Consider the following 22710-nt stretch of genomic DNA (forward strand, 5'->3'; position numbering starts at 1 on the left):
CAGTGCTAGCTGACCTTGATCTTGTCGACGGAGTCGTCTTCCCGGATCTTGTCGGAGATCTTCTGCAGGGCCGAGGTCAGGGCCTTGGCGTCGATGTCACCGGCGAGGAACGAGTTCCACGGCACCAGCATGTCGGTGTTCATGCCGTAGGCGGAGACGAAGTTCCAGGTGAAGATGTTCTCGCCGGCGTCGGCGAGCATCTTCGACTGCGAGACCAGCGCGGAGGATCCGTAACCGTCGGCGGGCACGGTGTCCTTGACGATGGTCGGGGCCAGCTTCGTCTTGGAGAAGTTGGCGGCCGCGTCCTTGGACAGCATCGCCCGCAGGACTTCCTTGCCGCCGGCCGGGTTCTTGCCCTGCTTGGGCACGATGAACGGCTCGCCCGCGGCCGCGTGCACGGCCTCGTAGGGCATCTTCGGCTTGGCGCTGAGCGTCATCTCCGGGATGCCGGTCATCTGGAAGTCTTCCTTGGTGGCCTTCTTCATCTCGTTCTCGATCCAGCCACCGGTCGGGTAGAGCAGCGCCTTCTGGTCGTTGCTCCAGATCGCCTGCGCCTTCTGGAACTGGGTGCCGGAGCCACCGGGGACGAACATCTTCTCCTTGACCATGGTCTCCATGATCTTGAGGATGCCCTGGATGGCCGGGTGCGACCAGGAGTCCTTCTCCAGGTTCTCGAGGGCGATGCGGACCTCGTCGCCGCCCTCCTTGATCGCTCCGCCGATGAGCAGCGTCTGGTAGTAGGTCGCCGCTTCCTTGCCGTGGACGAAGAGGTACTTGCCCTTCTTCTTCGCCTTCTGGCCGAGGTCGAGCGCCTCGTCCCAGGTCTTCGGCGGGGTCCAGCCGTTCTTCTCGAACAGGGTCTTGGAGTACCAGACGCCGTAGACCGTCATCACGTAGTTCAGCGCGACGAACTTGTCCTTGAACGTACCGGGGTCCTTGACGCCGGCGTAGACCGTGTCGGCGATCTTCTTGCCCTCGTAGTTCTGGGCCTCGAAGACGTCGTCGAGCTCCTCGAGCTGGTCGAGAATGCCGAGGAAGCCGATCTGGTCCTCACCGGAGTTGTCGATGAGGTCCGGCGGGTTGCCGCCGACGAAGCGGGGCTGGAGCTCGGGGGCGATGTCGACGACCGGCTTGACCTTCACCGTGACGCCCTTGACCTGCTTGCCCATGACCTGGTTGGCGTAGTCGACGTAGTCGGTGCCGTAACCGCCGTCGAAGATGGCCGCGTCGACCTTGGAGTTCGCGGCGACACCGAACGGGTTCTTGGCGCTCGTCTTGCCCTTGGGGGTGTCGCTGTTGCTGTCCTTGCTGGAGGGAGAGCCACACGCAACCGCGAACGAGCCCATGGCTGCCGTTGCGATCGCCCCGCGCAGGAGCGTCCGCCTGTCAAGAGAGCCGGCACGAATGGTCATCTCTGCATCCTCACTGATCGATTGGATCTGTACGGGTGTGCTGCGTGGTCGGCTGCCGGGCCTGGCTGGCCCCGTGCGTGCCGCACTTCTCGTGGAGCGCGTCCTGGTGCGGGTCTCCGCCTGAGATGTCGGCGGAGTTGCACACCGGGGCGTTTCGCCGTCGTCTCGGTGCCGATCGGCGGCACCGAGGGTGATCAGCTGAGCGATGCAGGAAAAGCAGTCGCCGCGGCCGGAGCGCCGGTGGCGCTCCGCTTGATCGGGTCGCGATGGCCTACGCCGGGTGTGGATCCCATGCTCAAGTCCTCGCCTTCTCCAGGACTCAGGCGGTGAACCGGATCCTCCCCGGCACCGCGGTGATGTGCTGTGTCGTGCCCCGCAGAGGGGAACGAAGGTGGAGCGGTGAAGCTGAATGGAGCTGTGGTGGAGCGAGTGGAGCCGAATGACGCTGCGTGGTGCGAATGACCGGGATCGCGGAGGGGACACGGATACGGGGACGCATGCTCCGCCCCCTGCCGATTTCCCCCGTCCCCCGTGCCCGACCTCGGCTTGCGTACGTTCCGGGCCGGACGCCGACAGGTATAGTCCACTCCCTGTGAGCTGGGCAAGATCGAATGCAGGTTTGGGTGTCGGTCTTTTCCGAGTTGAGACCTCCCGGAAATAAGCCGCACCACGGGCGATGTTGATCTTCCCAACTCCAGTGCCTACAAAGGGTGGAGAGTTATACGGGGGAACCGCCCCGGATTTTCCGTTCAGTTGTTGAAGGGTTCCGGGGACTCTTCCGGACACCGGCGGCAAATCCGGCGAAGCGCGGAGAGCCGGGCGTCCCACCCCGGCAGCGTGCGCGGACCCGCGCACTCCGGGGGCTCGCGGACGCTCCTCCAACACCCTTGACACCACCGGTCACTTACAGCCCTACTGGACCCTGTAATGCGAACTGACAACGTTGTCTGATTCTTGGCCGCGGGAGGGTGCACACCCATGCAAGGCTCGATGCAGGGAAGATCCAGCCGACACAGATACGGACTCGGCACCACCGCGGCCCTGGGGGCGGCCGCGCTGGTGCTCACGGCGGCGGGCCAGGGACCCGCGGTCGCCAAGACCGACCGGAAGGCGGGCGCGGAAAGGGAGTTCAGCTCCTCCTTCGAAGCGGGCCAGCCCGCACCGGACTGGCTCAACACCGTCGACACCGCCCCGGACGGCGGCAAGCGGTCGAGCGGCGTCGACGGCGGCTACACCGGCGGCATCCCGGGGAACGTCAACGGGCACGTCACCGACGTCCGCGCCAGCGACGAGAACACCGGCGGCGGCGAGACCAAGGAGAACCTCCTCGACGGCGAGTCCAGCACCAAGTGGCTGGCCTTCACACCGACCGCCTGGGTCGAGTACGACCTCGACGGCCCCGTCGAGATCGCCCAGTACGCGCTGACGTCGGCCAACGACCACGCCGAGCGCGACCCGAAGGACTGGACCCTCAAGGGCTCGACGGACGGCAAGGAGTGGACGACGCTCGACAGCCGCTCCGGCGAGACGTTCGGCGAGCGGTTCCAGACGAAGACGTACGAGATCAAGAGCCCGGCCGCGTACAGCCACTTCCGGATCGAGTTCACGGCGAACAACGGCGCGGACGACGCCACGCAGCTCGCCGACTTCCAGCTGTCGACCGGCGACGAGCAGGCGCCCGCGCCCGAGGACATGCTGTCGCTCGTGGACAAGGGACCGAGCGGCTCGCCGACGGCCAAGGCGGGCGCGGGCTTCACCGGCGTCCGCGCGCTGCGCTACGCCGGTACGCACAAGGCGGACGGGCGCGCCTACTCGTACAACAAGGTCTTCGACGTCGACGTGGCGGTCGCGAAGGACACCGAGCTGTCGTACAAGGTCTTCCCGCAGATGGCGGACGGCGACCGCGACTACGACGCCACGAACGTCTCCGTGGACCTCGCCTTCACCGACGGCACGTACCTGAGCGACCTGAAGGCCGTCGACTCCCACGGCGGGCTGCTGACCCCGCAGGGCCAGGGCGCCGCCAAGCGGCTGTACGTGAACCAGTGGAACGCGGTGGAGTCCGGGATCGGTTCGGTCGCGGCCGGCAAGACGGTCGACCGGATCCTCGTCGCGTACGACTCCCCGAAGGGCCCGGCGAAGTTCCGCGGCTGGCTCGACGACATCAGCCTCGCCAAGGCCGCACCGGCGCGCCCCAAGGCGCACTTGAGCGACTACGCGTCGACGACGCGCGGCACGAACTCCAGCGGCGGCTTCTCGCGCGGCAACACCTTCCCGGCGACGGCCGTCCCGCACGGCTTCAACTTCTGGACGCCGGTGACCAACGCGGGCTCGCTGAGCTGGCTGTACGACTACGCGCGCGACAACAACAAGGACAACCTGCCCACCATGGAGGCGCTGGCCGCGAGCCACGAGCCGAGTCCGTGGATGGGTGACCGCCAGACGTTCCAGATGATGCCGTCGGCGACGACGGGCGACGCGGTGGACACCTCGCGCGCCGGCCGCGCGCTGCCGTTCCGGCACGAGAACGAGACGGACCGCCCGTACTACTACGGCGTGAAGTTCGAGAACGGCGTGCGGGCCGAGATGACGCCCACCGACCACGCGGCCGCGCTGCGCTTCACCTACCCCGGTGACGACGCGAGCGTGATCTTCGACAACGTCTCCGAGCAGGGCGGTCTCACGCTCGACAAGGAGACCGGTGTCGTCACCGGCTACTCCGACGTGAAGTCGGGCCTGTCGACGGGCGCCACCCGGCTGTTCGTCTACGGCGTCTTCGACAAGCCGGTGAAGGAGGCCGAGTCCTCCGGTGTGAAGGGCCACTTCTCGTTCGACGCGGGCAAGGACCGCACGGTCACCCTGCGCCTGGCGACGTCCCTCATCGGCCTCGACCAGGCCAAGGACAACCTGGCGCAGGAGCTGCCGCGCAGCCGCTCCTTCACGGACGTCCGGGACGCGGCGCGCGCCCAGTGGGACACGCTGATGAAGAAGGTGGAGGTCGAGGGCGCGACGGAGGACCAGCGCACGACGCTGTACTCGTCGCTGTACCGCCTGTACCTGTACCCCAACTCCGGTTTCGAGAAGGTCCGTTCGGCCGACGGCAAGGGCACGTACAAGTACGCGTCGCCGTTCTCGCCGATGCCGGGTCCCGACACCCCGACGCACACCGGCGCGAAGATCGTCGAGGGCAAGCCGTACGTCAACAACGGCTTCTGGGACACGTACCGGACGACCTGGCCCGCGTACTCGCTCCTGACGCCGAAGAAGGCCGGTGAGCTGGTCGACGGGTTCGTGCAGCAGTACCGGGACGGCGGCTGGATCTCCCGCTGGTCCTCGCCGGGCTACGCGGACCTGATGACGGGCACGTCGTCGGACGTGGCGTTCGCCGACGCGTACGTGAAGGGCGTGGACGACTTCGACGTGGAGTCCGCGTACAAGGCGGCGGTCAAGAACGCGACGGTGGTCCCGCCGCAGTCGGGCGTCGGCCGCAAGGGCATGGAGACCTCGCCCTTCCTCGGCTACACGTCGACGGACACGCACGAGGGCCTGTCCTGGGCCCTTGAGGGATACCTGAACGACTACGGCATCGCGCAGATGGGCCAGGCGCTCTACAAGAAGACCGGCAAGAAGCAGTACAAGGAGGAGTCGGAGTACTTCCTCAACCGTGCCCGTGACTACGTCAACATGTTCGACGACAAGGCGGCCGGTACGGGCTTCTTCCAGGGCAAGGACGCGAAGGGCGACTGGCGCGTGAAGTCGGCCGACTTCGACCCGCGCATCTGGGGCTACGACTACACGGAGACCAACGCCTGGGGCTACGCCTTCACCGCCCCGCAGGACAGCCGTGGCCTCGCCAACCTGTACGGCGGCAAGGACGGCCTGGCCAAGAAGCTGGACACGTTCTTCTCGACGCCCGAGACGGCGACGAGCGAGGTGGCCGGTTCGTACGGTGGCGTCATCCACGAGATGACGGAGGCGCGGGACGTACGGATGGGCATGTACGGCCACTCGAACCAGGTCGCGCACCACATCACGTACATGTACGACGCGGCGGGCCAGCCGTGGAAGACGCAGGAGAAGGTCCGCGAGGTGCTGTCGCGCCTGTACACGGGCAGCGAGATCGGCCAGGGCTACCACGGCGACGAGGACAACGGCGAGCAGTCGGCCTGGTACCTGTTCTCCTCGATGGGCTTCTACCCGCTCGTCATGGGCAGCGGCGAGTACGCCATCGGCTCCCCGCAGTTCACGAAGGTGACGCTGCACCTGGAGAACGGCAAGGACCTGGTGGTCAAGGCGCCGAAGAACAGCGCCAAGAACATCTACGTCCAGGGCGTGAAGGTCAACGGCCGCACGTGGTCGAAGACGTCGCTCCCCCACTCGGTCGTCGCCAAGGGCGGGGTCATCGAGTTCGCGATGGGCGACAAGCCGTCGAAGTGGGGCACGGGCAAGGACGCGGCGCCGACGTCCATCACGAAGGACGACAAGGTGCCGTCGCCGCGCAAGGACGCGATCACGGGCTCCGGCCCGCTGTTCGACAACTCCTCGGCGACGAGCGCGAGTCCGTCGGAGCCGGTGGACCTGCCGGTCGGTGCGGACGGCGCGAAGGCCGTCCAGTACACGCTGACGTCGGCCGAGGCCGCGAAGGCGCCGACGGGCTGGAAGCTGGAGGCGTCGGACGACGGTTCGACGTGGCAGACGCTCGACGAGCGGTCCGGCGAGTCCTTCACGTGGAACCAGCAGACCAGGGCCTTCTCGGTCCCGTCCCCCGGTTCGTACCGGCACTACCGGCTGGTGTTCGCGGGCGGGGCGGCGACGGTGGCGGAGGTGGAGCTGCTGTCGTGATCCGCACCTGAGGGTGAAGTGACCGGCGGGCGTGGAGAGTTCACGCCCGCCCGTCGCGCGTCCGGGCGCGGTGGCGGGCCACTTCCGCGTCCTGCCAGGCCCGCGCTGGGGCCTGAACTTGTTGCGGCCCATGATCTGGGCGCCGATGTTCCGGTGGACTCATCGCACCGGCAGCACCCGGATCACCCCGTCGGCGTACGGGTGGGGCCAGGGGATCCCGGCACCCGACTCCAGCGCGTCGAGCCCGGCCAGCGCGTCGGACGCGGTCTTGCAGCGGGGGTGCCGCGCGGCGAAGGCCGTGACGCGGGGCCGGAGCACGGGGAGCCAGTCGGCGACCAGGTGCGGGTCGCCGTCGTACCACCAGGTGAACTCCAGCTCGCCCCGCAGCAGTTCGACGGTTCAGCCGGCCGCGAGGCGGACCAGTCCGGCGTCGGCCTCGGGGCCGGTGAGGCCCTGGAGGTGGTCGAGCCAGGGGTCCAGGGATCCCGTCACCTGGGCCATTCCCTCGATCAGTCCGGTGCACCGCCCGTGCGGGCCGCCGTCGGTCACCGCGAGGGTCAGCAGGGCACGGAAGGCCCGCTCGACCGCGCCGCGCTCGGCCACGGGCCAGTCCGCGAGGCGGGCGCCGTCGGGGCCGAGGCGGCCGATCTCGTACGAGGGGTCGGTGCCGTCCCCGTCCGGGCCCCACAGGCGCAGCGCACGGGGCACGAAGCGGCGCCACAGGACGGGGTACTGGTCGTCCTCCCAGTGGCTCGCCGGCTCGCGCATGAAGTGGCCGAGGAGGTCGTCGGAGACCCGGGCCGGGGCGCCGCCGAGCAGGACCAGCTCGGACTCGGGAGTGCAGTGCGTACAGCCGTCGACCGGGCGGTCGAGCGCGGGCGGGTCGGCGAAGGCGGCGTCGACGCCGGCGAGCGCCTGGCGCCACGTCACGTACGGGTCGAGCACGAGTGAGGCGGGCATACCGTGACCCCCGGGGACTCCGCGCGGCCGGCACCGGCGAAGAGCGCGACTCTACCGGCGGCCGGGATCCACCTCACATCCCTTGCGTCCGCGCGTCGTCGGCCTCGGGGCGCAGCAGCCACGCCACCGTGGCGCCGAGCACCAGGCACACTCCCGCGAGCCCCTGGAGCAGCCCGTGGAACGCCGTGTCGTAGGCGTGCCCCGCGCCGACCAGGCTCGCCATCACCGAGCCGTACACGGCGACCGCGACGGCTTCGCTGCCCAACCGGAGCGTGTTCACGAACCCGGCGGCCATGCCCGCCTGTCCGGGCGGGACGAGGGCGAGGGCCTGGCCGTCGACGAGGCCGGCCGACAGGCCCATCCCGGCGCCGGTGACGAGCATCGGCAGGGCGACGACGGCCACGGCCGCGTGCGGCGAGAAGAGGAGGAGGCCGAGGTCGCCGGCGACCAGACAGCCGAGGCTCGCGAGGATCAGCGCCCGGGCGGACACGCCGCGCCGGACGAGGCGCGCGGCCGCCACCGGTGCGACCAGGACCGGCAGGGTGAGCAGCAGCATGAGCCGGCCGGCCGCCGAGCTGTCGCGGCCGGTGACGGCGGTGAGGTAGCTGGGCAGGTACGTGAGGAGCGTGACGAAGCCGGCCGAGGCCGCGACCGGGACGAGGGCGAGCCCGACGAAGCGGCGCCGCCGCAGCAGGCCGAGGTCGAGGACCGGGTGCGGGCTGCGCCGCTCGACGCGGACGAACCCGACGAGTGCGGCCACGGCCCCCGCGAACAGCGCGAGCACCCCGACGCTCCCCCAGCCCCACTGGGAGCCCTGCACGATGCCCGTGGTCAGCAGCACCGCCGCCGCGACGAGGACGAGGCTGCCCGGTACGTCGATGCGCGCCGCGCCCCGTGCGGTGGCGGGCAGCGCGCGTGCGGCCGTCGGCAGCGCGAGCAGGGCGAGGACCAGGGCGGCGGCGTGCAGTGCGAACACCCAGCGCCAGCCGACCGACGCCACCAGCTGGCCCGCGAAGGTCGGGCCGAGCGAGACGCCGACGCCGGCGACGGTGCCGAAGAGCGCGAACGCCCGGGCCCGCGCGTGCCCTTCGTAGGCCGTGGAGAGGATCGCGGCGCCGGCCGAGAAGATCGCGGCGCCGCCGATCCCGGCGAGCGCGCGGGCGGCGTCGAGGACGTACGCGTTCCCCGCGAGGGCGCTCGCGGTGGCCGCCGCCGCGAACAGGGCGGCGCCCGCCGCGAAGACCCGCACCCGTCCCACGATGTCGGCGACGGAGCCCCAGACGAGGGTGCAGCAGGCGAAGGCGACGTTGAAGGCGTTCACCACCCACTGGAGCGCGGCGCCCGACGCGTGCAGATCGGCGCCGATGCCGGGCAGTGCGACGGCCGTGCCGGAGATCGACATGGGGACGACGAGGACGGCGAGGAGGACGACGGCGAGGGCGAGCCCCGGGCGCCGGCCACCTTCAACGGACTTATCAGGATGGGCAGTTGTGGTGGACATGCGTGAGGGACCCCCGATGCGGTCAGGCAGGCACGTACAGGTTCGCAATCGATCGAACCTTGGGACCCGACTGTCACACGGTCGCGAGGTACGATGCAAGTAGAACCTATGGAGAACCTGCGCAGCGGCTGCGACGAGAGGCGGAACCCCGTGCCGGACGAGGAAGGCCACCCCACACCCGAGGAGATGGACCTGCGCACGGTCCTGCACGCCCTCTCCGACCCCCACCGCTACCGGGTGATCGCCCGCTTCCTGCGCGAGCCCGACGGCACCGAACGCACCTGCGCCTCCTTCCAGTTGCCGGTGTCGAAGTCGACGACCTCGCACCACTTCAAGGTGATGCGCGAGGCGGGCCTGCTCCGCATGGTCGACCACGGCAACAGCCGCACGGCGGTACTGCGCCGCGCCGAACTGGACGCGCGCTTTCCCGGGCTCCTCGATCTGGTGAGCAAGGGCTGACCACGGCTACGATGCCCTTCCCGTGCGCGGGGAAGCACCTGGTCAGGAGTGGCCGATGTCGCCCGTACCGCCGCGCACCTGGACGTGCTGACCGGTACGGAGCAGTGCGGTTGGGCGTTCCGGGTCTCCTACGTCAACGCCGGGCAGCGGCGGACCAGGACCGTCCGCGACGACGCGTTCCACACCCCGGGGCTGCCGGCCACGCCGCAGCAGCTGATCGAGTTCCGGAGAACGTCGGCTGACGCACGAGGGCCGCATCCCCGGCACTGGGGATGCGGCCCTCGAACTGTCCTGCCCTGCCGCTTACTTGCGGATCAGGTTGCGCAGCACGTACTGCATGATGCCGCCGTTGCGGTAGTAGTCCGCCTCACCGGGGGTGTCGATGCGGACGACCGCGTCGAACTCGACGCCCGTGTCGGTGGTGACCTTCACCGTGGCCGGGGTGCGGCCCTCGTTCAGCTCGGTGACGCCGGAGATCGCGAAGGTCTCCTCACCGGTCAGGCCGAGCGAGTCGGCCGACTGGCCCGCCGGGAACTGCAGCGGCAGGACGCCCATGCCGATGAGGTTCGAGCGGTGGATGCGCTCGTACGACTCGGTGATGACGGCCTTGACGCCGAGGAGCGCGGTGCCCTTGGCGGCCCAGTCGCGGGACGAGCCGGAGCCGTACTCCTTGCCGCCGAGGATGACCAGCGGGGTGCCCTGCGCCTGGTAGTTCTGCGAGGCGTCGTAGATGAACGAGACCGGCGCGTCGGCCTGGGTGAAGTCGCGGGTGTAGCCGCCCTCGGTGCCCGGCGCGATCTGGTTGCGCAGGCGGATGTTGGCGAAGGTGCCGCGGATCATGACCTCGTGGTTGCCACGGCGCGAGCCGTAGGAGTTGAAGTCACGACGCTCGACGCCGTGCTCGCTCAGGTACTTGCCGGCCGGGGTGTCGGCCTTGATCGCACCGGCGGGCGAGATGTGGTCGGTGGTGACCGAGTCGCCGAGCTTGGCGAGCACGCGGGCGCCCTCGAAGTCGACGACCGGGGTCGTCTCCATCGTCATGCCCTCGAAGTACGGGGGCTTGCGGACGTAGGTCGACTCGCTGTCCCACTCGAAGGTGTTGCCGGTGGGGACGGAGAGGGCCTGCCACTGGGCGTCGCCGGCGAACACGTCCTCGTAGGACTTCGAGAACATGTCCTCGCCGATGGAGTTGGCGACGACGTCGTTGACCTCGGCCTCCGTCGGCCAGATGTCGGCCAGGAAGACGGGCTTGCCGTCCTGGTCGACGCCGAGGGCGTCCTTGGTGATGTCCACCTTCATCGAACCGGCGATGGCGTACGCGACGACCAGCGGCGGGGAGGCGAGGTAGTTCATCTTGACGTCGGGGTTGATGCGGCCCTCGAAGTTCCGGTTGCCGGAGAGGACCGACGTCACGGCCAGGTCGTGGTCGTTGACGGCCTTCGAGACCTCCTCGGGCAGCGGGCCCGAGTTGCCGATGCAGGTGGTGCAGCCGTAGCCGACGAGGTTGAAGCCGACCTTGTCGAGGTACGGGGTCAGACCCGACTTGTCGAAGTAGTCGGTGACGACCTTCGAGCCCGGGGCGAGGGTGGTCTTGACCCACGGCTTGCGGGTCAGGCCCTTCTCGACGGCCTTCTTCGCCACGAGGGCCGCGGCCACCATCACGTACGGGTTCGAGGTGTTGGTGCAGGAGGTGATCGCTGCGACCGTGACGGCGCCGTGGTCGATCTCGTAGGTCGAGCCGTCGGGGGCGGTCACGGTGACCGGGTTCGACGGGGTGCCGTTGGAGACGGCCGGGGCGTCGGAGGCCGGGAAGGACTCCTTGCCCGCCTCGGAGTCGTCCGAGACGTAGTTGCGCACGTCCTGGGCGAACTGCTGGGCGGCGTTCGCGAGGACGATGCGGTCCTGCGGGCGCTTCGGGCCGGCGATCGACGGGACGACCGTGGAGAGGTCGAGCTCCAGCTTCTCGGAGAAGTCGGGCTCGGCGGCCGGGTCCAGCCAGAGGCCCTGCTCCTTGGCGTACGCCTCGACGAGCGCGACCTGCTGGGCGTCACGGCCGGTCAGACGCAGGTAGTTCAGGGTCTCGTCGTCGATCGGGAAGATCGCGGCGGTGGAGCCGAACTCCGGCGACATGTTGCCGATGGTGGCGCGGTTGGCGAGCGAGGTGGCGGCGACGCCCTCGCCGTAGAACTCGACGAACTTGCCGACGACGCCGTGCTTGCGCAGCATCTCGGTGATCGTGAGGACCAGGTCGGTGGCGGTGGTGCCGGCCGGGAGCTCGCCGGTCAGCTTGAAGCCGACGACGCGCGGGATCAGCATGGAGACCGGCTGGCCGAGCATGGCGGCCTCGGCCTCGATGCCGCCGACGCCCCAGCCCAGGACGCCCAGGCCGTTGACCATCGTGGTGTGCGAGTCGGTGCCGACCAGGGTGTCCGGGTAGGCCTGGCCGTTACGGACCATGACCGTGCGGGCCAGCTTCTCGATGTTGACCTGGTGCACGATGCCGGTGCCCGGCGGGACGACCTTGAAGTCGTCGAACGCGGTCTGGCCCCAGCGCAGGAACTGGTAGCGCTCCTTGTTGCGACCGTACTCCAGGTCGACGTTCTGCTTGAACGCGTCCGAGGTGCCGAACTTGTCGGCGATGACGGAGTGGTCGATGACCATCTCGGCCGGGGACAGCGGGTTGATCTTCGCCGGGTCGCCGCCGAGGGCCTTGACGGCCTCACGCATGGTGGCGAGGTCGACGACGCAGGGCACGCCGGTGAAGTCCTGCATGATCACGCGGGCCGGCGTGAACTGGATCTCCTGCGAGGGCTGCGCCTGCGAGTCCCAGTTGCCGAGCGCACGGATGTGGTCGGCGGTGATGTTCGCGCCGTCCTCGGTGCGGAGCAGGTTCTCAAGGAGAACCTTCAGGCTGTAGGGAAGGCGCGCGGAGCCCTCGACCTTGTCCAGCTTGAAGATCTCGTAGGACTCGTCGCCCACGCTCAGCGTGCTACGGGCGTCGAAGCTGTTCGCCGACACGACAGTCTCCTTCATATATGTGCGCGTTCCACCACATCCTGCCGCCACGCCACGTTGCCGATCTGCTGAGGTAAGGCTAAGTTAGGTAACCCTTACCGCCAGATCGACGGTGCCGTGAGGCCGCGGTGCGCCTCGGCAGATATCTCGATGTCGAGATAACTCTAGTACATGGCTCGGCGCTGCCGTCGAGCCCCTCCCTGGCGTTCCCGCTCCCCCCATGGTCGTACGGTGCCCCCGGGACGGCGAGGCGACAGGCGGTCCGATAGCGTCCCGCAATGGCCAGTGACCTTCGTCTCACCGTGCTCGGCAGCGCCACCCCGTACCCCGAGGCCGGGAATCCCTGCTCCGGGTACCTCGTCAGCGGCGGCGGAACCCGGGTGTGGGTGGATGCCGGGAGCGGGACGCTCGGGGCGCTGCAGCGGCACGTCCGGCTCGACGAGATCGACGCGATCTGGGTGTCGCACCTGCACGCCGACCACACCGCCGACCTGCTCACCGCGTACTACGGACTGCTCTACGCGGACGTCCGGCTCGACGCGCCCCTCCCCCTGTACGCGCCGCCCGGCACCGCCGACCGGCTGGCCGGCTTCCTCACCAACGGGGAGCGGCGCAGTCCGGTCGAGGAGGCGTTCGCCGTGCGGGAGCTCGACGACGGGCACCGGGTACGGGTCGGGGCGCTGGACCTGACCTCGCGCGAGGTGGCCCACGGCATGCCCGCGTTCGCGCTGCGCGTCGAGCACGGGGGCCGCTCCCTCGTGTACTCCGGGGACACCGCGCCCTGCGCCGGCCTCACCGAACTCGCCGCCGGGTGCGGCACGTTGCTGTGCGAGGCGGACGGCGACGCCGGGGACGGCGTGCACCACTCGCCGGAGGACGCCGGGGACACCGCCGCCGCGGCGGACGTGCGGCGCCTCGTCGTGACCCACGTGGGGCGTGCGGTGGCGCCCGGGGACGCCGTGACGCGGGCGGCCGCACGGTTCGCGGGGCCGGTGGCGTACGCGGCGCCGGGCGCCGTGTTCCCGGTGGACGAGGGCGCGGCGCGCGACTGATCGGGGCGGGCCGGGGTACGCGTACGGCACCGAACGGAAGGGAGCCCCCATGCCGCTCACGTTCCGCAAGAGCTTCCGGATCCTGCCGGGAGTCCGCCTCAACATCAACCGGCGGTCCTGGTCCGTCACGACGGGCGGTCGGCACGGCCCGCGCCGGACGCACAGCAGCACCGGACGCCGCACGACCTCGATGGACCTGCCGGGCCCCTTCGGCTGGCGGCGCACCCGCAGCACCCGGCGTCACTGAAACCCCGTCAAGGTCCGTCACCCGTACGGACCCCACGGAATGCGTCATCTCATATCTGAGATAGCCTGCCGCTATGGCAGACGACTACCTCGTACGCATCGGCAAGCTCATCCGCGACGCCCGCCAGCACCGGGGCTGGACGCAGACGCAGCTTGCCGAGGCGCTCGGCACCAGCCAGAGCGCCGTCAACCGCATCGAGCGCGGCAACCAAAACATCAGCCTTGAGATGATCGCCCGAATTGGCGAAGCCCTGGACAGTGAGATCGTGTCGCTCGGGTACGCGGGTCCGATGCATCTGCGGGTGGTCGGCGGACGCCGGCTGTCCGGCTCGATCGACGTCAAGACGAGCAAGAACGCGTGTGTGGCGCTGCTGTGCGCGTCGCTGCTCAACAAGGGCCGTACGGTGCTCCGCCGGGTGGCCCGCATCGAGGAGGTCTACCGCCTTCTGGAGGTACTGAACTCCATCGGCGTGCGCACCCGCTGGGTGAACGACGGGGTGGACCTGGAGATCGTCCCGCCCGCCAAGCTGGACATGGGCGCCATCGACGCGGACGCGGCCCGCCGCACCCGCTCGATCATCATGTTCCTCGGCCCGCTGCTGCACCGCATGGACCGCTTCAAGCTGCCGTACGCGGGCGGCTGCGACCTCGGCACGCGCACGATCGAGCCGCACATGATCGCGCTGCGCCGCTTCGGTCTCGACATCACGGCGACCGAGGGGCTCTACCACGCCGAGGTGCAGCCGGACATCGCGCCGGACCGCCCGATCGTACTGACCGAGCGCGGCGACACCGTGACGGAGAACGCGCTGCTCGCGGCCGCCCGGCACGACGGCACGACGATCATCCGCAACGCGTCGTCGAACTACATGGTCCAGGACCTGTGCTTCTTCCTGGAGGCGCTCGGTGTCCGGGTCGACGGCATCGGCACCACGACGCTGACCGTGCACGGCGTGCCACACATCGACGTCGACGTGGACTACTCGCCGTCCGAGGACCCGGTCGAGGCGATGAGCCTGCTGGCCGCGGCCGTCGTCACGGAGTCCGAACTCACCGTCAAGCGCGTGCCGATCGAGTTCCTGGAGATCGAGCTGGCCGTGCTGGAGGAGATGGGGCTCGACCACGACCGTTCGGCGGAGTACTTCGCCGACAACGGCCGCACCCGGCTCATCGACCTCACCGTGCGCCCCTCCAAGCTGGAGGCGCCGATCGACAAGATCCACCCGATGCCGTTCCCGGGCCTGAACATCGACAACGTCCCGTTCTTCGCGGCGATCGCGGCGGCGGCCCAGGGCAAGACCCTCATCCACGACTGGGTCTACGACAACCGGGCGATCTACCTGACCGACCTCAACCGCCTCGGCGGCCGCCTCCAGCTCCTCGACCCGCACCGGGTGCTGGTCGAGGGGCCGACCCGCTGGCGGGCCGCCGAGATGATGTGCCCGCCCGCGCTGCGGCCCGCCGTGGTCGTGCTCCTCGCGATGATGGCCGCCGAGGGCACCTCGGTGCTGCGCAACGTGTACGTCATCAACCGCGGTTACGAGGACCTGGCGGAGCGGCTCAACTCCGTGGGCGCACAGATCGAGACGTTCCGGGACATCTGACCGGGCCGATACCGCAGGCGCCGCCGGGCCCCGGCGGCGCCTGCGGTCACTTGATGTCGCGCTGCTTCGGGACGACGACGCCGAACCGGTCCTGGATCGTGGCGAGCGCCGCCTCGTGGACCTGGCGTGCCGGGATGCCGCGCGGATTGCCGTTCACCGGCAGCGGCCGGGTCGCGGAGGCGTCGCCGACCACGGTCGGCCGGTAGCCCGCGTAGACCGCGCCCTCGGTGGTGAACAGGGTGCACATGTGGGTCATGAAGCCGGCGATGATGACGTTCTTGCGGCCGGTCTTCTTGAGTTCCGCGTCGAGGTCCGTCTCGTGGAACCCGTTCGGGACGGCCTTCTCGACGACGGCCTCGCCCTTGGCGGGCTTGAGGTCCGGAATGATCTGTCCGGCCTTCGACGTGAGGTCGTAGCCCTTCTCGACGATGTGCACGACCGGCGTGTGCGCCTTGCGGGCCCGGTCGAGGAGCGTCTTCGTCTCCTTCACCGCGGCGCGCCAGCCGGTGAGTTCCATCGGGCCGCCGGTGTAGACGTTCTGGTAGTCGACGAGGACCAGCGTCGCGTCGGACAGCTTCGCCGGGGTCTCGTCCAGCTTCATGAGCTGACGCAGCGTCGTCGTGTCCTTCGCGTGGTTCTTCGCCCCGCCCTTCGCGTGGCTCCCGGTGCGCGTGGCCGCCTGGGAGTCGCCGCCGCAGCCCGCGACCGTGGCGGCGAGCAGGGCGGCCGTGCCGAGCGCGACAGCCGAGCGGGTCAGCTTCCCCATCAGACGATCTCCTTCTGCGACGCGACGACGACCCCGTACAGATCGGCGACGGTGGCCAGGGCGCTGCGGTGCACCTGGTCGGCGGGGACGTCGTCGCCCGCGACCGGGAGCGAGCGGGTCGCGCAGGCGTCGGCGACGACGGTCGGGCGGTTGCCGTTCAGGAACGCGCCCTGCGCCGTGAACGCCACGCACATGTGGGTCATCCAGCCCGCGACGACGACGTCCTGGCCCTCCGTGAGGTGCGTCGCCAGGTCGGTGCCGACGAACGCGTTGGGGACCTGCTTCACGACGACCGGTTCGCCGTCGAGGGGCGCGACCTTCGGATGGATCGCGCCGATCTCCGCGCGGATGTCGTACGGGGTGCCCTCGCCGCCGTCGTTGACGACGTGCACGACCTTCGTGCCCTGCGCACGGGCCCGCTCCAGGAGCAGCGCCGCGGCGTCGAGGGACTCCGCCCAGCCGTCGAGTTCCATGACGCCGCGCGTGTAGGTGTTCTGGAAGTCGATCAGGATCAGCGTCGAGCCGGCCAGCTTCGCGGGCGTCGGGTCGAAGCCGTTGAGCTCGCGCAGCGTGGTCCTGGACATGGGTGTACCTGCCTTCGGGAGAGGTGGGAGAGGCGCGGCCCGCGCCGTCCGCCGGGCCACGTCCACCACGCTAGGACCGCACCCGGATGTCGGCAATGACGTCTAACATGCAGATACCGACATGCCGCCGACAGGGCGGTCCGACCGACCGGAGGGCCCGTGCAGAGCGCGAAGGACACCGTGAAGGACACCGCGAAGGGCACCGCCGGGCGCCTCATCGTGATCGTGCTCTTCGACGGCGTCGACCTGCTGGACGTGACCGGGCCGCCGGAGGTGTTCTCGCTGGCCCTGCGCGAGACCGAGGAGGCGGCGGGCTATCAGGTGGCGCTCGCCGCGCGGTCCATGGACCCGGTCACCACCGGCGCGGGCGTCCGCATCCTGCCGGACATGACGTTCGAGGAGGCCGCGGCCCGGTCCATCGACACGCTCCTGGTGCCGGGCGCCGTGGAGATCGACGCGGAGCGCCGGGTGCATCCGCTCGTCGACCCCGCGCTCGTGGCGTGGGTGAAGGTGCTCGCCGGCCGCTCGCACCGGATCACCTCCGTGTGCGTGGGCGCCCATCTGCTGGCCGCGGCGGGCCTGCTCGACGGCAAGCGCGCCACCACGCACTGGTCCACCGCGCAGCAGCTCGCCGCGGACCACCCGGCCGTACGGGTGGACGCCGACCCGATCTTCATCCGCGAAGGCGACGTGTGGACGGGCGCGGGGATCAGCGCCTGCCTGGACCTGTCGCTCGCCCTGATCGCGGACGACCTCGGCGAGGCGGTCGCCCTGCGCGTCGCCCGGCAGCTCGTGATGTACCTCAAACGCCCCAGCGGCCAGAGCCAGTTCAGCGTCCCGCTGGAGCAGGTCTCCACGACGCGGCGGATCGAGGACCTGCGCCATCACATCCTGCGGCACGTCGACGAACCGCTGACCGTCGCCGACCTCGCCGCGTACGCGCACGTCAGCGACCGGCACCTGACGCGGCTCTTCAAGACGGAGCTGGGCACGACCCCGTACGCGTACATCGAGTCCGTGCGGGTCGAGAAGGCCCGGCACGAGCTGGAGTCCTCCGACGCGACCCTCGAACGGATCGCGTCGCTCTGCGGGTTCGGCACGACGGACACGCTGGTACGGGCGTTCCGCCGCCGCCTGAGCACGACGCCGACGGAGTACCGGCGCCGGTTCAGGACCACGGCCCACTAGGGCCGGGGTCAGGCGCTGTCGCGGGTGAAGTCGCCGATCGCCGAGGCCAGTGCCTTGGGCCGGTCCAGCGGGATGAGCGTGCCGCACTCGTCGAGCTCCACCAGCCGTCCCTGCGGCAGCAGTTCGGCGAGCCGGCGGCCGTGGGCCGGGGGCATCATCCGGTCCTGCCTGCCCCAGACGACCAGCGCGGGCCGGTCGTACGTGCGCAGTGCGTCCGCCGCCTCCATCATCTCCGTGCGCACGGTCGACCTGAGGTAGTGGTGGAGGAGGGCGCGGGCCGTCGGGTCCGTGCGCAGCGGCTCGACCCAGCGGTCGATCAGGTCGTGCGGGACGGGACGGTGCGACATCACCGCGTACCCGGTGCCGGGCACCCGGCGCAGCGGCCGTACGGACAGCACGTGCGCGAGGAACGCGAGGCCGCCGGGGACCCGGGAGGCCACGTCGAGGAGCTTGCCGCCGGGGCCCGGCGGATAGTTGTCGAAGGCCTCGCAGCCCGCGACGACCATCCGGCCGACCCGGTCGGGCCGCAGTGCGGCGAGCTGCTGGATGCGGCCGGCGTCGTTCTCCACGAAGACCGTGTCGCCGCCGAGCTCCAGCGCGTCGGCGAACTCGCCGATGAGCAACGCCATGGTGTGCGGCGAGAGTTGGGCCCCGGGCCGCAGGGGTGTGCGGTGGCTGCCGTACGGCAGGGTGGGGACGATGCACCGGACGGACGTGCCCAGTTCGTCCACGACATGCCGCCACACCGTGCCGTCCTGGGCGAGCCCGTGGAGGAGGACGACGGGGGTCCCGTCACCCCCTGTGTCGTCGTACGCGATCGGACCTACGGAGAGTTCGGCCTGCTGCGTCGTCGTCATGGGACGAGCCTAAGCCGCCCCCCGTCAGCCGCTACCGCAGGACCGCCGTGCCGTCCAGTTCCACGAGGGCCTGCTCGTCCCAGAGCCGGGTCACTCCGATCACCGCCATCGCCGGGTAGTCGCGTCCGGCCAACTCCTTCCAGATGCGGCCCAGTTCGCGGGCGTGGGTGCGGTAGTCGGCGATGTCCGTGGCGTAGACGGTGACGCGGGCCAGGTCCGCGGGGGTGCCGCCCGCGTGCCGCAGGGCGGTGAGCAGGTTCGTGAGGGCCCGGGTGAACTGCTCGGGCAGGGTGCTGCCGGCGATCTTGCCGTCGCCGTCCAGGGACGTCTGGCCGGCCAGCATCACGAGCCGGCTGCCGGTGGCGACCACGGCGTGCGAGAAGCCGGTGGGCGGGGAGAGTTCGGGCGGGTTGATCCGGTCCAGGTCACTGCTCACCGGGGATCTCCTTGTACAACTCGCGGGCGATGATGGTGCGTTGGACCTCGCTGGCGCCCTCGTAGATCCGGGGCGCCCGGACCTCGCGGTACAGGTGCTCCAGGAGGTGGCCGCGGCGCAGGGCCCGTGCGCCGTGCAGCTGCACGGCGGCGTCGACGACCTGCTGGGCGGTCTCCGTGGCGAGGAGCTTGGCCATGGCCGCGCGCCGGGGCACCCCGTCGGCCCCCGCGTCGTACGCGGAGGCCGCCGCATGGACCATGAGGCGGGCGGACTCCACGCGCAGCGCCATGTCGGCCACCGCGTGGTTCACCGCCTGGAGGTCCTTCAGCTTGCCGCCGAACGCGTCGCGCCGGGCGGTGTGCGCGAGGGTCGCGTCGAGTGCGGCCTGTGCCATGCCGACGGCGAAGGCGCCGACGCTCGGCCGGAACAGGTTCAGGGTGTTCATGGCGACCCGGAACCCGCCACCGGTCTCCCCCAGCACGTCGGCGGCGGTCACCGGCACGTCGTCGAAGGCGAGGGCGCCGATGGGGTGCGGCGAGAGCATGTCGAGGGCGGAGCCGGTGAGGCCGGGGCGGTCCGCGGGCACCAGGAAGGCGGTCACGCCGCGGGCTCCCGCGTCGGGTCCCGTGCGGGCGAAGACGGTGTAGAAGTCGGCCTCCGGCGCGTTCGAGATCCAGCACTTCTCGCCGGTCAGCCGCCAGCCGGCCCCGTCGGGGCGGGCCGCGAGGGCGAGGGCGGCGGCGTCGGACCCGGCGCCCGGCTCGCTCAGCGCGAACGCGGCCACGGCCCGGCCCGCACCCACCTCGGGCAGCCAGCGCGCCCGCTGCTCCGCGGTGCCGTACGCGTGCACGGGATGCGCGCCGAGCCCCTGGAGGGCGAGCGCGGTCTCGGCCTCGGTGCAGACCCGGGCGAGGGACTCCCGCATCAGGCAGAGGTCGAGCGCACCGGACGTGAACAGGCGCTCCAGCAGCCCGAGTTGACCGAGTTCGGCGACAAGCGGGCGGTTGACGTGACCCGGCTCGCCCTTCTCGGCGAGGGGGGCGAGCCGGGTCCGCGCCTGCTCGCGCAGCTCGGCACACCAGGCGAGTTGTTCGGGTTCGAGGGAGAATGTGCCCATATGCCGATGCCCCTCTCGGATCGTCGGGCGAGGACCGGGCGGCCCGCCCTCAGGAACCGTATCGCGCCCCGTTGACTGTCGTCACCATCACGATACGCTCGATGCGCGACGACCTCGCGACCATGCGAAGGCAAGGGGGCATCCGGTCATGACCCACCCGCTCAGCCCGTCCGCCCATGTCGACACGTTCGCGCGCGACCATCTGCCGCCCGCGGAGCTGTGGCCCGGCCTGGTCCTCGACCCGGCGGGGCCCGAGGTGCTCAACTGCGGCGCCGAGCTGCTCGACACGACGATCGAGCGGTTCGGCGCGGACCGGCCCGCCTTCCACTCCCCCGGCGAACCACCCTGGTCGTACGGGGAGTTGCGGGCGAGAGTGGACCGGATCGCGCATGTCCTGGCCGACGACCTCGGTGTGGTGCCCGGCAACCGGGTGCTGCTGCGCGGCCCCACCACCCGTCATCTCGCGGCCTGCTGGCTGGCCGTGATGAAGGTGGGCGCGGTCGCGGTGACGGTGCTCGCGCAGCAGCGGGCGGCCGAGCTGGCGACGATGTGCGAGATCGGCCGGGTCGGGCACGCCCTGTGCGACGTGCGGTCGGTCGACGACCTGGCGAAGGCGGAGGTGCCGGGGCTGCGGATCACCACGTTCGGCGGCGACGGCTCCGACGACCTGCTGCACCGGGCCGCCGCGAAGCCGTCGTCGTACGAGGCCGTGCCGACCGCCGCCGACGACGTCGCCCTGATCGCGTTCACCTCGGGGACGACCGGGCGGCCCAAGGGGTGCATGCACTTCCACCGGGACGTGCTCGCGATCGCCGACACGTTCTCGCGGCACGTGCTGCGGCCGGCGCCGGACGACGTGTTCGCGGGGAGTCCGCCGCTGGGCTTCACGTTCGGCCTCGGCGGCCTCGTGATCTTCCCGCTGCGGGCCGGGGCCAGCGCGCTGCTGCTCGAACAGGCGGGCCCGCGGCAGCTGCTGCCCGCGCTCGCCGAGCACCGGGTGTCGGTCCTCTTCACCGCGCCGACGGCGTACCGCGCGATGCTCGCGGACCCGGACCGGGACGCGTACGACCTGTCGGCCCTGCGCCGCTGCGTCTCCGCGGGCGAGAACCTGCCCGCCGCCACCTGGCAGGCCTGGTACGACGCGACGGGGCTGCGGATCATCAACGGGATCGGTGCGACCGAGCTGCTGCACATCTTCGTCTCGGCGGCCGACGACGCGATCCGGCCGGGGACGACGGGCGTGCCCGTGCCCGGCTGGCAGGCCCGGATCGTCGACGACGCGGGGGCCGAACTCCCGGACGGGGAGCCCGGGTTGCTCGCCGTGCGCGGCCCGGTGGGCTGCCGGTACCTGGCCGACGAGCGGCAGACGGTGTACGTCCGGCACGGCTGGAACATCACGGGCGACACCTACGTCCGCGAGCCCGACGGCTACTTCCGGTACGTCGCCCGCGCCGACGACATGATCATCTCCGCCGGGTACAACATCGCGGGCCCCGAGGTCGAGGACGCGCTGCTGCGCCACCCGGACGTGACCGAGGCGGCCGTCGTGGGCCGGCCGGACGCCTCGCGCGGCCAGATCGCGGTCGCGTACGTGGTGCTGCGGGCGGGCGCGCGCCAACAGCCGGACGCGCTGCGGGAGTTCGTGAAGGCGGAGCTCGTGCCGTACAAGTGCCCGCGCGAGATCGTGTTCCTGGACGCGCTGCCGCGTACGGCGACGGGAAAGCTCCAGCGGTTCCGGCTGCGCGAGCCCGGAACCGTAAAGTGATCACGTGTCCGAGCACTCCACCCACACGCCCCGCTCCCTCATCGTCACGCTGTACGGCGCGTACGGGCGCGGTTTTCCCGGCCCCGTCCCGGTCGCCGAGCTGATCCGGCTCCTCGGCGCGGCCGGGGTCGACGCGCCGTCCGTGCGCTCGGCCGTGTCCCGGCTCAAGCGGCGCGGCCTGCTCGTCCCGGCCCGCACGGCGGCCGGGGCCGCCGGGTACGCGCTGTCGGACGACGCCCGCCAGCTCCTCGACGACGGCGACCGCCGCGTGTACGGGACCCGGGGCGCGCAGGACGGCTGGGTGCTCGCGGTCTTCTCGGTCCCGGAGTCCGAGCGCGCCCGGCGGCACGTCCTGCGCTCGACGCTCGCCGGACTGGGCTTCGGCACGGCCGCCCCCGGGGTCTGGCTGGCACCCGCGGGACTCTACGAGGAGACCCGGCACACCCTGGAGCGGATCGGCTGCGCGGCGTACGTGGACCTGTTCCGCGGCGACCACCTCGGCTTCGCGGCGACGGCCGACGCGGTGGCCCGCTGGTGGGACCTGGCGTCCCTGGCCAAGCTCCACGAGGCGTTCCTCGACGAGCACGAGCCGGTGCTGCGCGGCTGGGAGGGGCGCACGGACACCCCGCCGCGCGACGCCTACCGGGACTACCTGCTCGCCCTCGACTCCTGGCGCCACCTGCCCTACGCCGACCCGGGCCTGCCCGCCGCGCTGCTGCCGCGGGACTGGCCGGGGGCGCGGTCGGCCGCGGTGTTCCGGGGTCTGCACGAGCGGCTGCGGGACGCGGGTCTCGGGTTCGTGAACGCTCCGTGACACGAGTGGTGGGAGCGGCGGGAGTGATGCCCGTCACCTGAAGAGGTGCTAAGGGAACCCTCAGCTTTCTCCGGCCCTCTTCTCAGAATGCG

Annotated in this window: 18 protein-coding genes; 8 read left to right on the forward strand and 10 right to left on the reverse strand. The window is 70.8% G+C overall.

Annotated elements, in window-relative coordinates:
- Nucleotides 1-5: 5 nt before the first annotated feature.
- A complete protein-coding gene (ngcE, locus tag M4J07_RS19740) occupies nt 6-1412 on the reverse strand; it encodes an N-acetylglucosamine/diacetylchitobiose ABC transporter substrate-binding protein (protein WP_255973706.1) in 1407 nt (468 codons plus the stop codon).
- A gap of 990 nt (nt 1413-2402) precedes the next feature.
- Between ngcE and M4J07_RS19745 the strand changes: the two genes are divergently transcribed.
- On the forward strand, nt 2403-6254 hold the full coding sequence (locus M4J07_RS19745; RefSeq protein ID WP_255973708.1) for a GH92 family glycosyl hydrolase: 3852 nt from the start codon (nt 2403-2405) through the stop codon (nt 6252-6254).
- Between the two features lie 159 nt (nt 6255-6413).
- On the opposite strand, the gene M4J07_RS19750 is transcribed toward M4J07_RS19745, so the two are convergent.
- The 3 genes from M4J07_RS19750 to M4J07_RS19760 all read right to left on the reverse strand — a co-directional run bounded on the left by M4J07_RS19750 (nt 6414) and on the right by M4J07_RS19760 (nt 8715).
- Entirely contained in the window at nt 6414-6572 is a 159-nt protein-coding gene (locus tag M4J07_RS19750) for a hypothetical protein (RefSeq protein ID WP_255973710.1), read from the reverse strand.
- Between the two features lie 81 nt (nt 6573-6653).
- Nucleotides 6654-7214 carry a hypothetical protein gene (locus M4J07_RS19755; RefSeq protein WP_255973712.1) on the reverse strand — a complete coding sequence of 187 codons (561 nt, stop codon included), beginning with the start codon at nt 7212-7214 and terminating at the stop codon, nt 6654-6656.
- Nucleotides 7215-7287: 73 nt separating this feature from the next.
- Nucleotides 7288-8715, reverse strand: a complete 1428-nt coding sequence (locus M4J07_RS19760; protein ID WP_255973713.1) for an MFS transporter — start codon at nt 8713-8715, stop codon at nt 7288-7290.
- 150 nt (nt 8716-8865) lie between these two features.
- Here M4J07_RS19760 and M4J07_RS19765 point away from each other — a divergent pair, with 150 nt between their 5' ends.
- The gene (locus M4J07_RS19765; RefSeq protein ID WP_255973753.1) at nt 8866-9174 is read left to right on the forward strand and encodes an ArsR/SmtB family transcription factor; all 309 of its coding nucleotides are present in this window, start codon (nt 8866-8868) and stop codon (nt 9172-9174) included.
- Between the two features lie 303 nt (nt 9175-9477).
- On the opposite strand, the gene acnA is transcribed toward M4J07_RS19765, so the two are convergent.
- Complete coding sequence (acnA, locus tag M4J07_RS19770) at nt 9478-12192, reverse strand: aconitate hydratase AcnA (protein WP_308284757.1); 2715 nt, start codon at nt 12190-12192, stop codon at nt 9478-9480.
- Between the two features lie 275 nt (nt 12193-12467).
- On the opposite strand from acnA, the gene M4J07_RS19775 reads away from it, so the two are divergent.
- The 3 genes from M4J07_RS19775 to M4J07_RS19785 all read left to right on the forward strand — a co-directional run bounded on the left by M4J07_RS19775 (nt 12468) and on the right by M4J07_RS19785 (nt 15091).
- Nucleotides 12468-13241 (forward strand): MBL fold metallo-hydrolase, encoded by a 774-nt coding sequence (locus M4J07_RS19775; protein WP_255973717.1) that lies wholly within the window; start codon nt 12468-12470, stop codon nt 13239-13241.
- A 49-nt stretch (nt 13242-13290) separates the two neighbouring features.
- The gene (locus M4J07_RS19780) at nt 13291-13488 is read left to right on the forward strand and encodes a DUF4236 domain-containing protein (RefSeq protein WP_255973719.1); all 198 of its coding nucleotides are present in this window, start codon (nt 13291-13293) and stop codon (nt 13486-13488) included.
- A gap of 73 nt (nt 13489-13561) precedes the next feature.
- A complete protein-coding gene (locus tag M4J07_RS19785) occupies nt 13562-15091 on the forward strand; it encodes a helix-turn-helix domain-containing protein (protein ID WP_255973721.1) in 1530 nt (509 codons plus the stop codon).
- Nucleotides 15092-15137: 46 nt separating this feature from the next.
- Here the strand turns inward: M4J07_RS19785 and M4J07_RS19790 are convergent, their stop codons facing one another.
- Together M4J07_RS19790 and M4J07_RS19795 are read right to left on the reverse strand one after the other, a co-directional pair.
- Nucleotides 15138-15857, reverse strand: a complete 720-nt coding sequence (locus M4J07_RS19790; RefSeq protein ID WP_255973722.1) for a cysteine hydrolase family protein — start codon at nt 15855-15857, stop codon at nt 15138-15140.
- Nucleotides 15857-16441, reverse strand: a complete 585-nt coding sequence (locus M4J07_RS19795) for a cysteine hydrolase family protein (protein ID WP_255973724.1) — start codon at nt 16439-16441, stop codon at nt 15857-15859. Before M4J07_RS19795 ends, M4J07_RS19790 begins: the two co-directional genes overlap by 1 nt.
- 159 nt (nt 16442-16600) lie before the next feature.
- Between M4J07_RS19795 and M4J07_RS19800 the strand changes: the two genes are divergently transcribed.
- The gene (locus M4J07_RS19800; protein ID WP_255973726.1) at nt 16601-17629 is read left to right on the forward strand and encodes a GlxA family transcriptional regulator; all 1029 of its coding nucleotides are present in this window, start codon (nt 16601-16603) and stop codon (nt 17627-17629) included.
- Nucleotides 17630-17637: 8 nt separating this feature from the next.
- Here the strand turns inward: M4J07_RS19800 and M4J07_RS19805 are convergent, their stop codons facing one another.
- The 3 genes from M4J07_RS19805 to M4J07_RS19815 are packed head-to-tail and all read right to left on the reverse strand — an operon-like array spanning nt 17638 to nt 20039.
- A complete protein-coding gene (locus M4J07_RS19805; RefSeq protein ID WP_255973728.1) occupies nt 17638-18486 on the reverse strand; it encodes an alpha/beta fold hydrolase in 849 nt (282 codons plus the stop codon).
- A gap of 31 nt (nt 18487-18517) precedes the next feature.
- Complete coding sequence (locus M4J07_RS19810) at nt 18518-18922, reverse strand: RidA family protein (RefSeq protein WP_255973730.1); 405 nt, start codon at nt 18920-18922, stop codon at nt 18518-18520.
- Nucleotides 18912-20039, reverse strand: coding sequence for an acyl-CoA dehydrogenase family protein (locus M4J07_RS19815; protein WP_255973732.1), 1128 nt, complete (start codon nt 20037-20039; stop codon nt 18912-18914). The genes M4J07_RS19810 and M4J07_RS19815 overlap by 11 nt, the downstream gene beginning before the upstream one ends.
- 148 nt (nt 20040-20187) lie before the next feature.
- Here M4J07_RS19815 and M4J07_RS19820 point away from each other — a divergent pair, with 148 nt between their 5' ends.
- Together M4J07_RS19820 and M4J07_RS19825 are read left to right on the forward strand one after the other, a co-directional pair.
- Nucleotides 20188-21804 (forward strand): AMP-binding protein, encoded by a 1617-nt coding sequence (locus M4J07_RS19820; protein ID WP_255973734.1) that lies wholly within the window; start codon nt 20188-20190, stop codon nt 21802-21804.
- A gap of 4 nt (nt 21805-21808) precedes the next feature.
- Nucleotides 21809-22618: a PaaX family transcriptional regulator gene (locus M4J07_RS19825; protein ID WP_255973736.1), complete on the forward strand. Its 810-nt coding sequence runs from the start codon at nt 21809-21811 to the stop codon at nt 22616-22618.
- Nucleotides 22619-22710: the final 92 nt, after the last annotated feature.

The sequence above is a fragment of the Streptomyces longispororuber genome, from assembly GCF_024448165.1.
GTDB lineage: Bacteria > Actinomycetota > Actinomycetes > Streptomycetales > Streptomycetaceae > Streptomyces > Streptomyces longispororuber_A.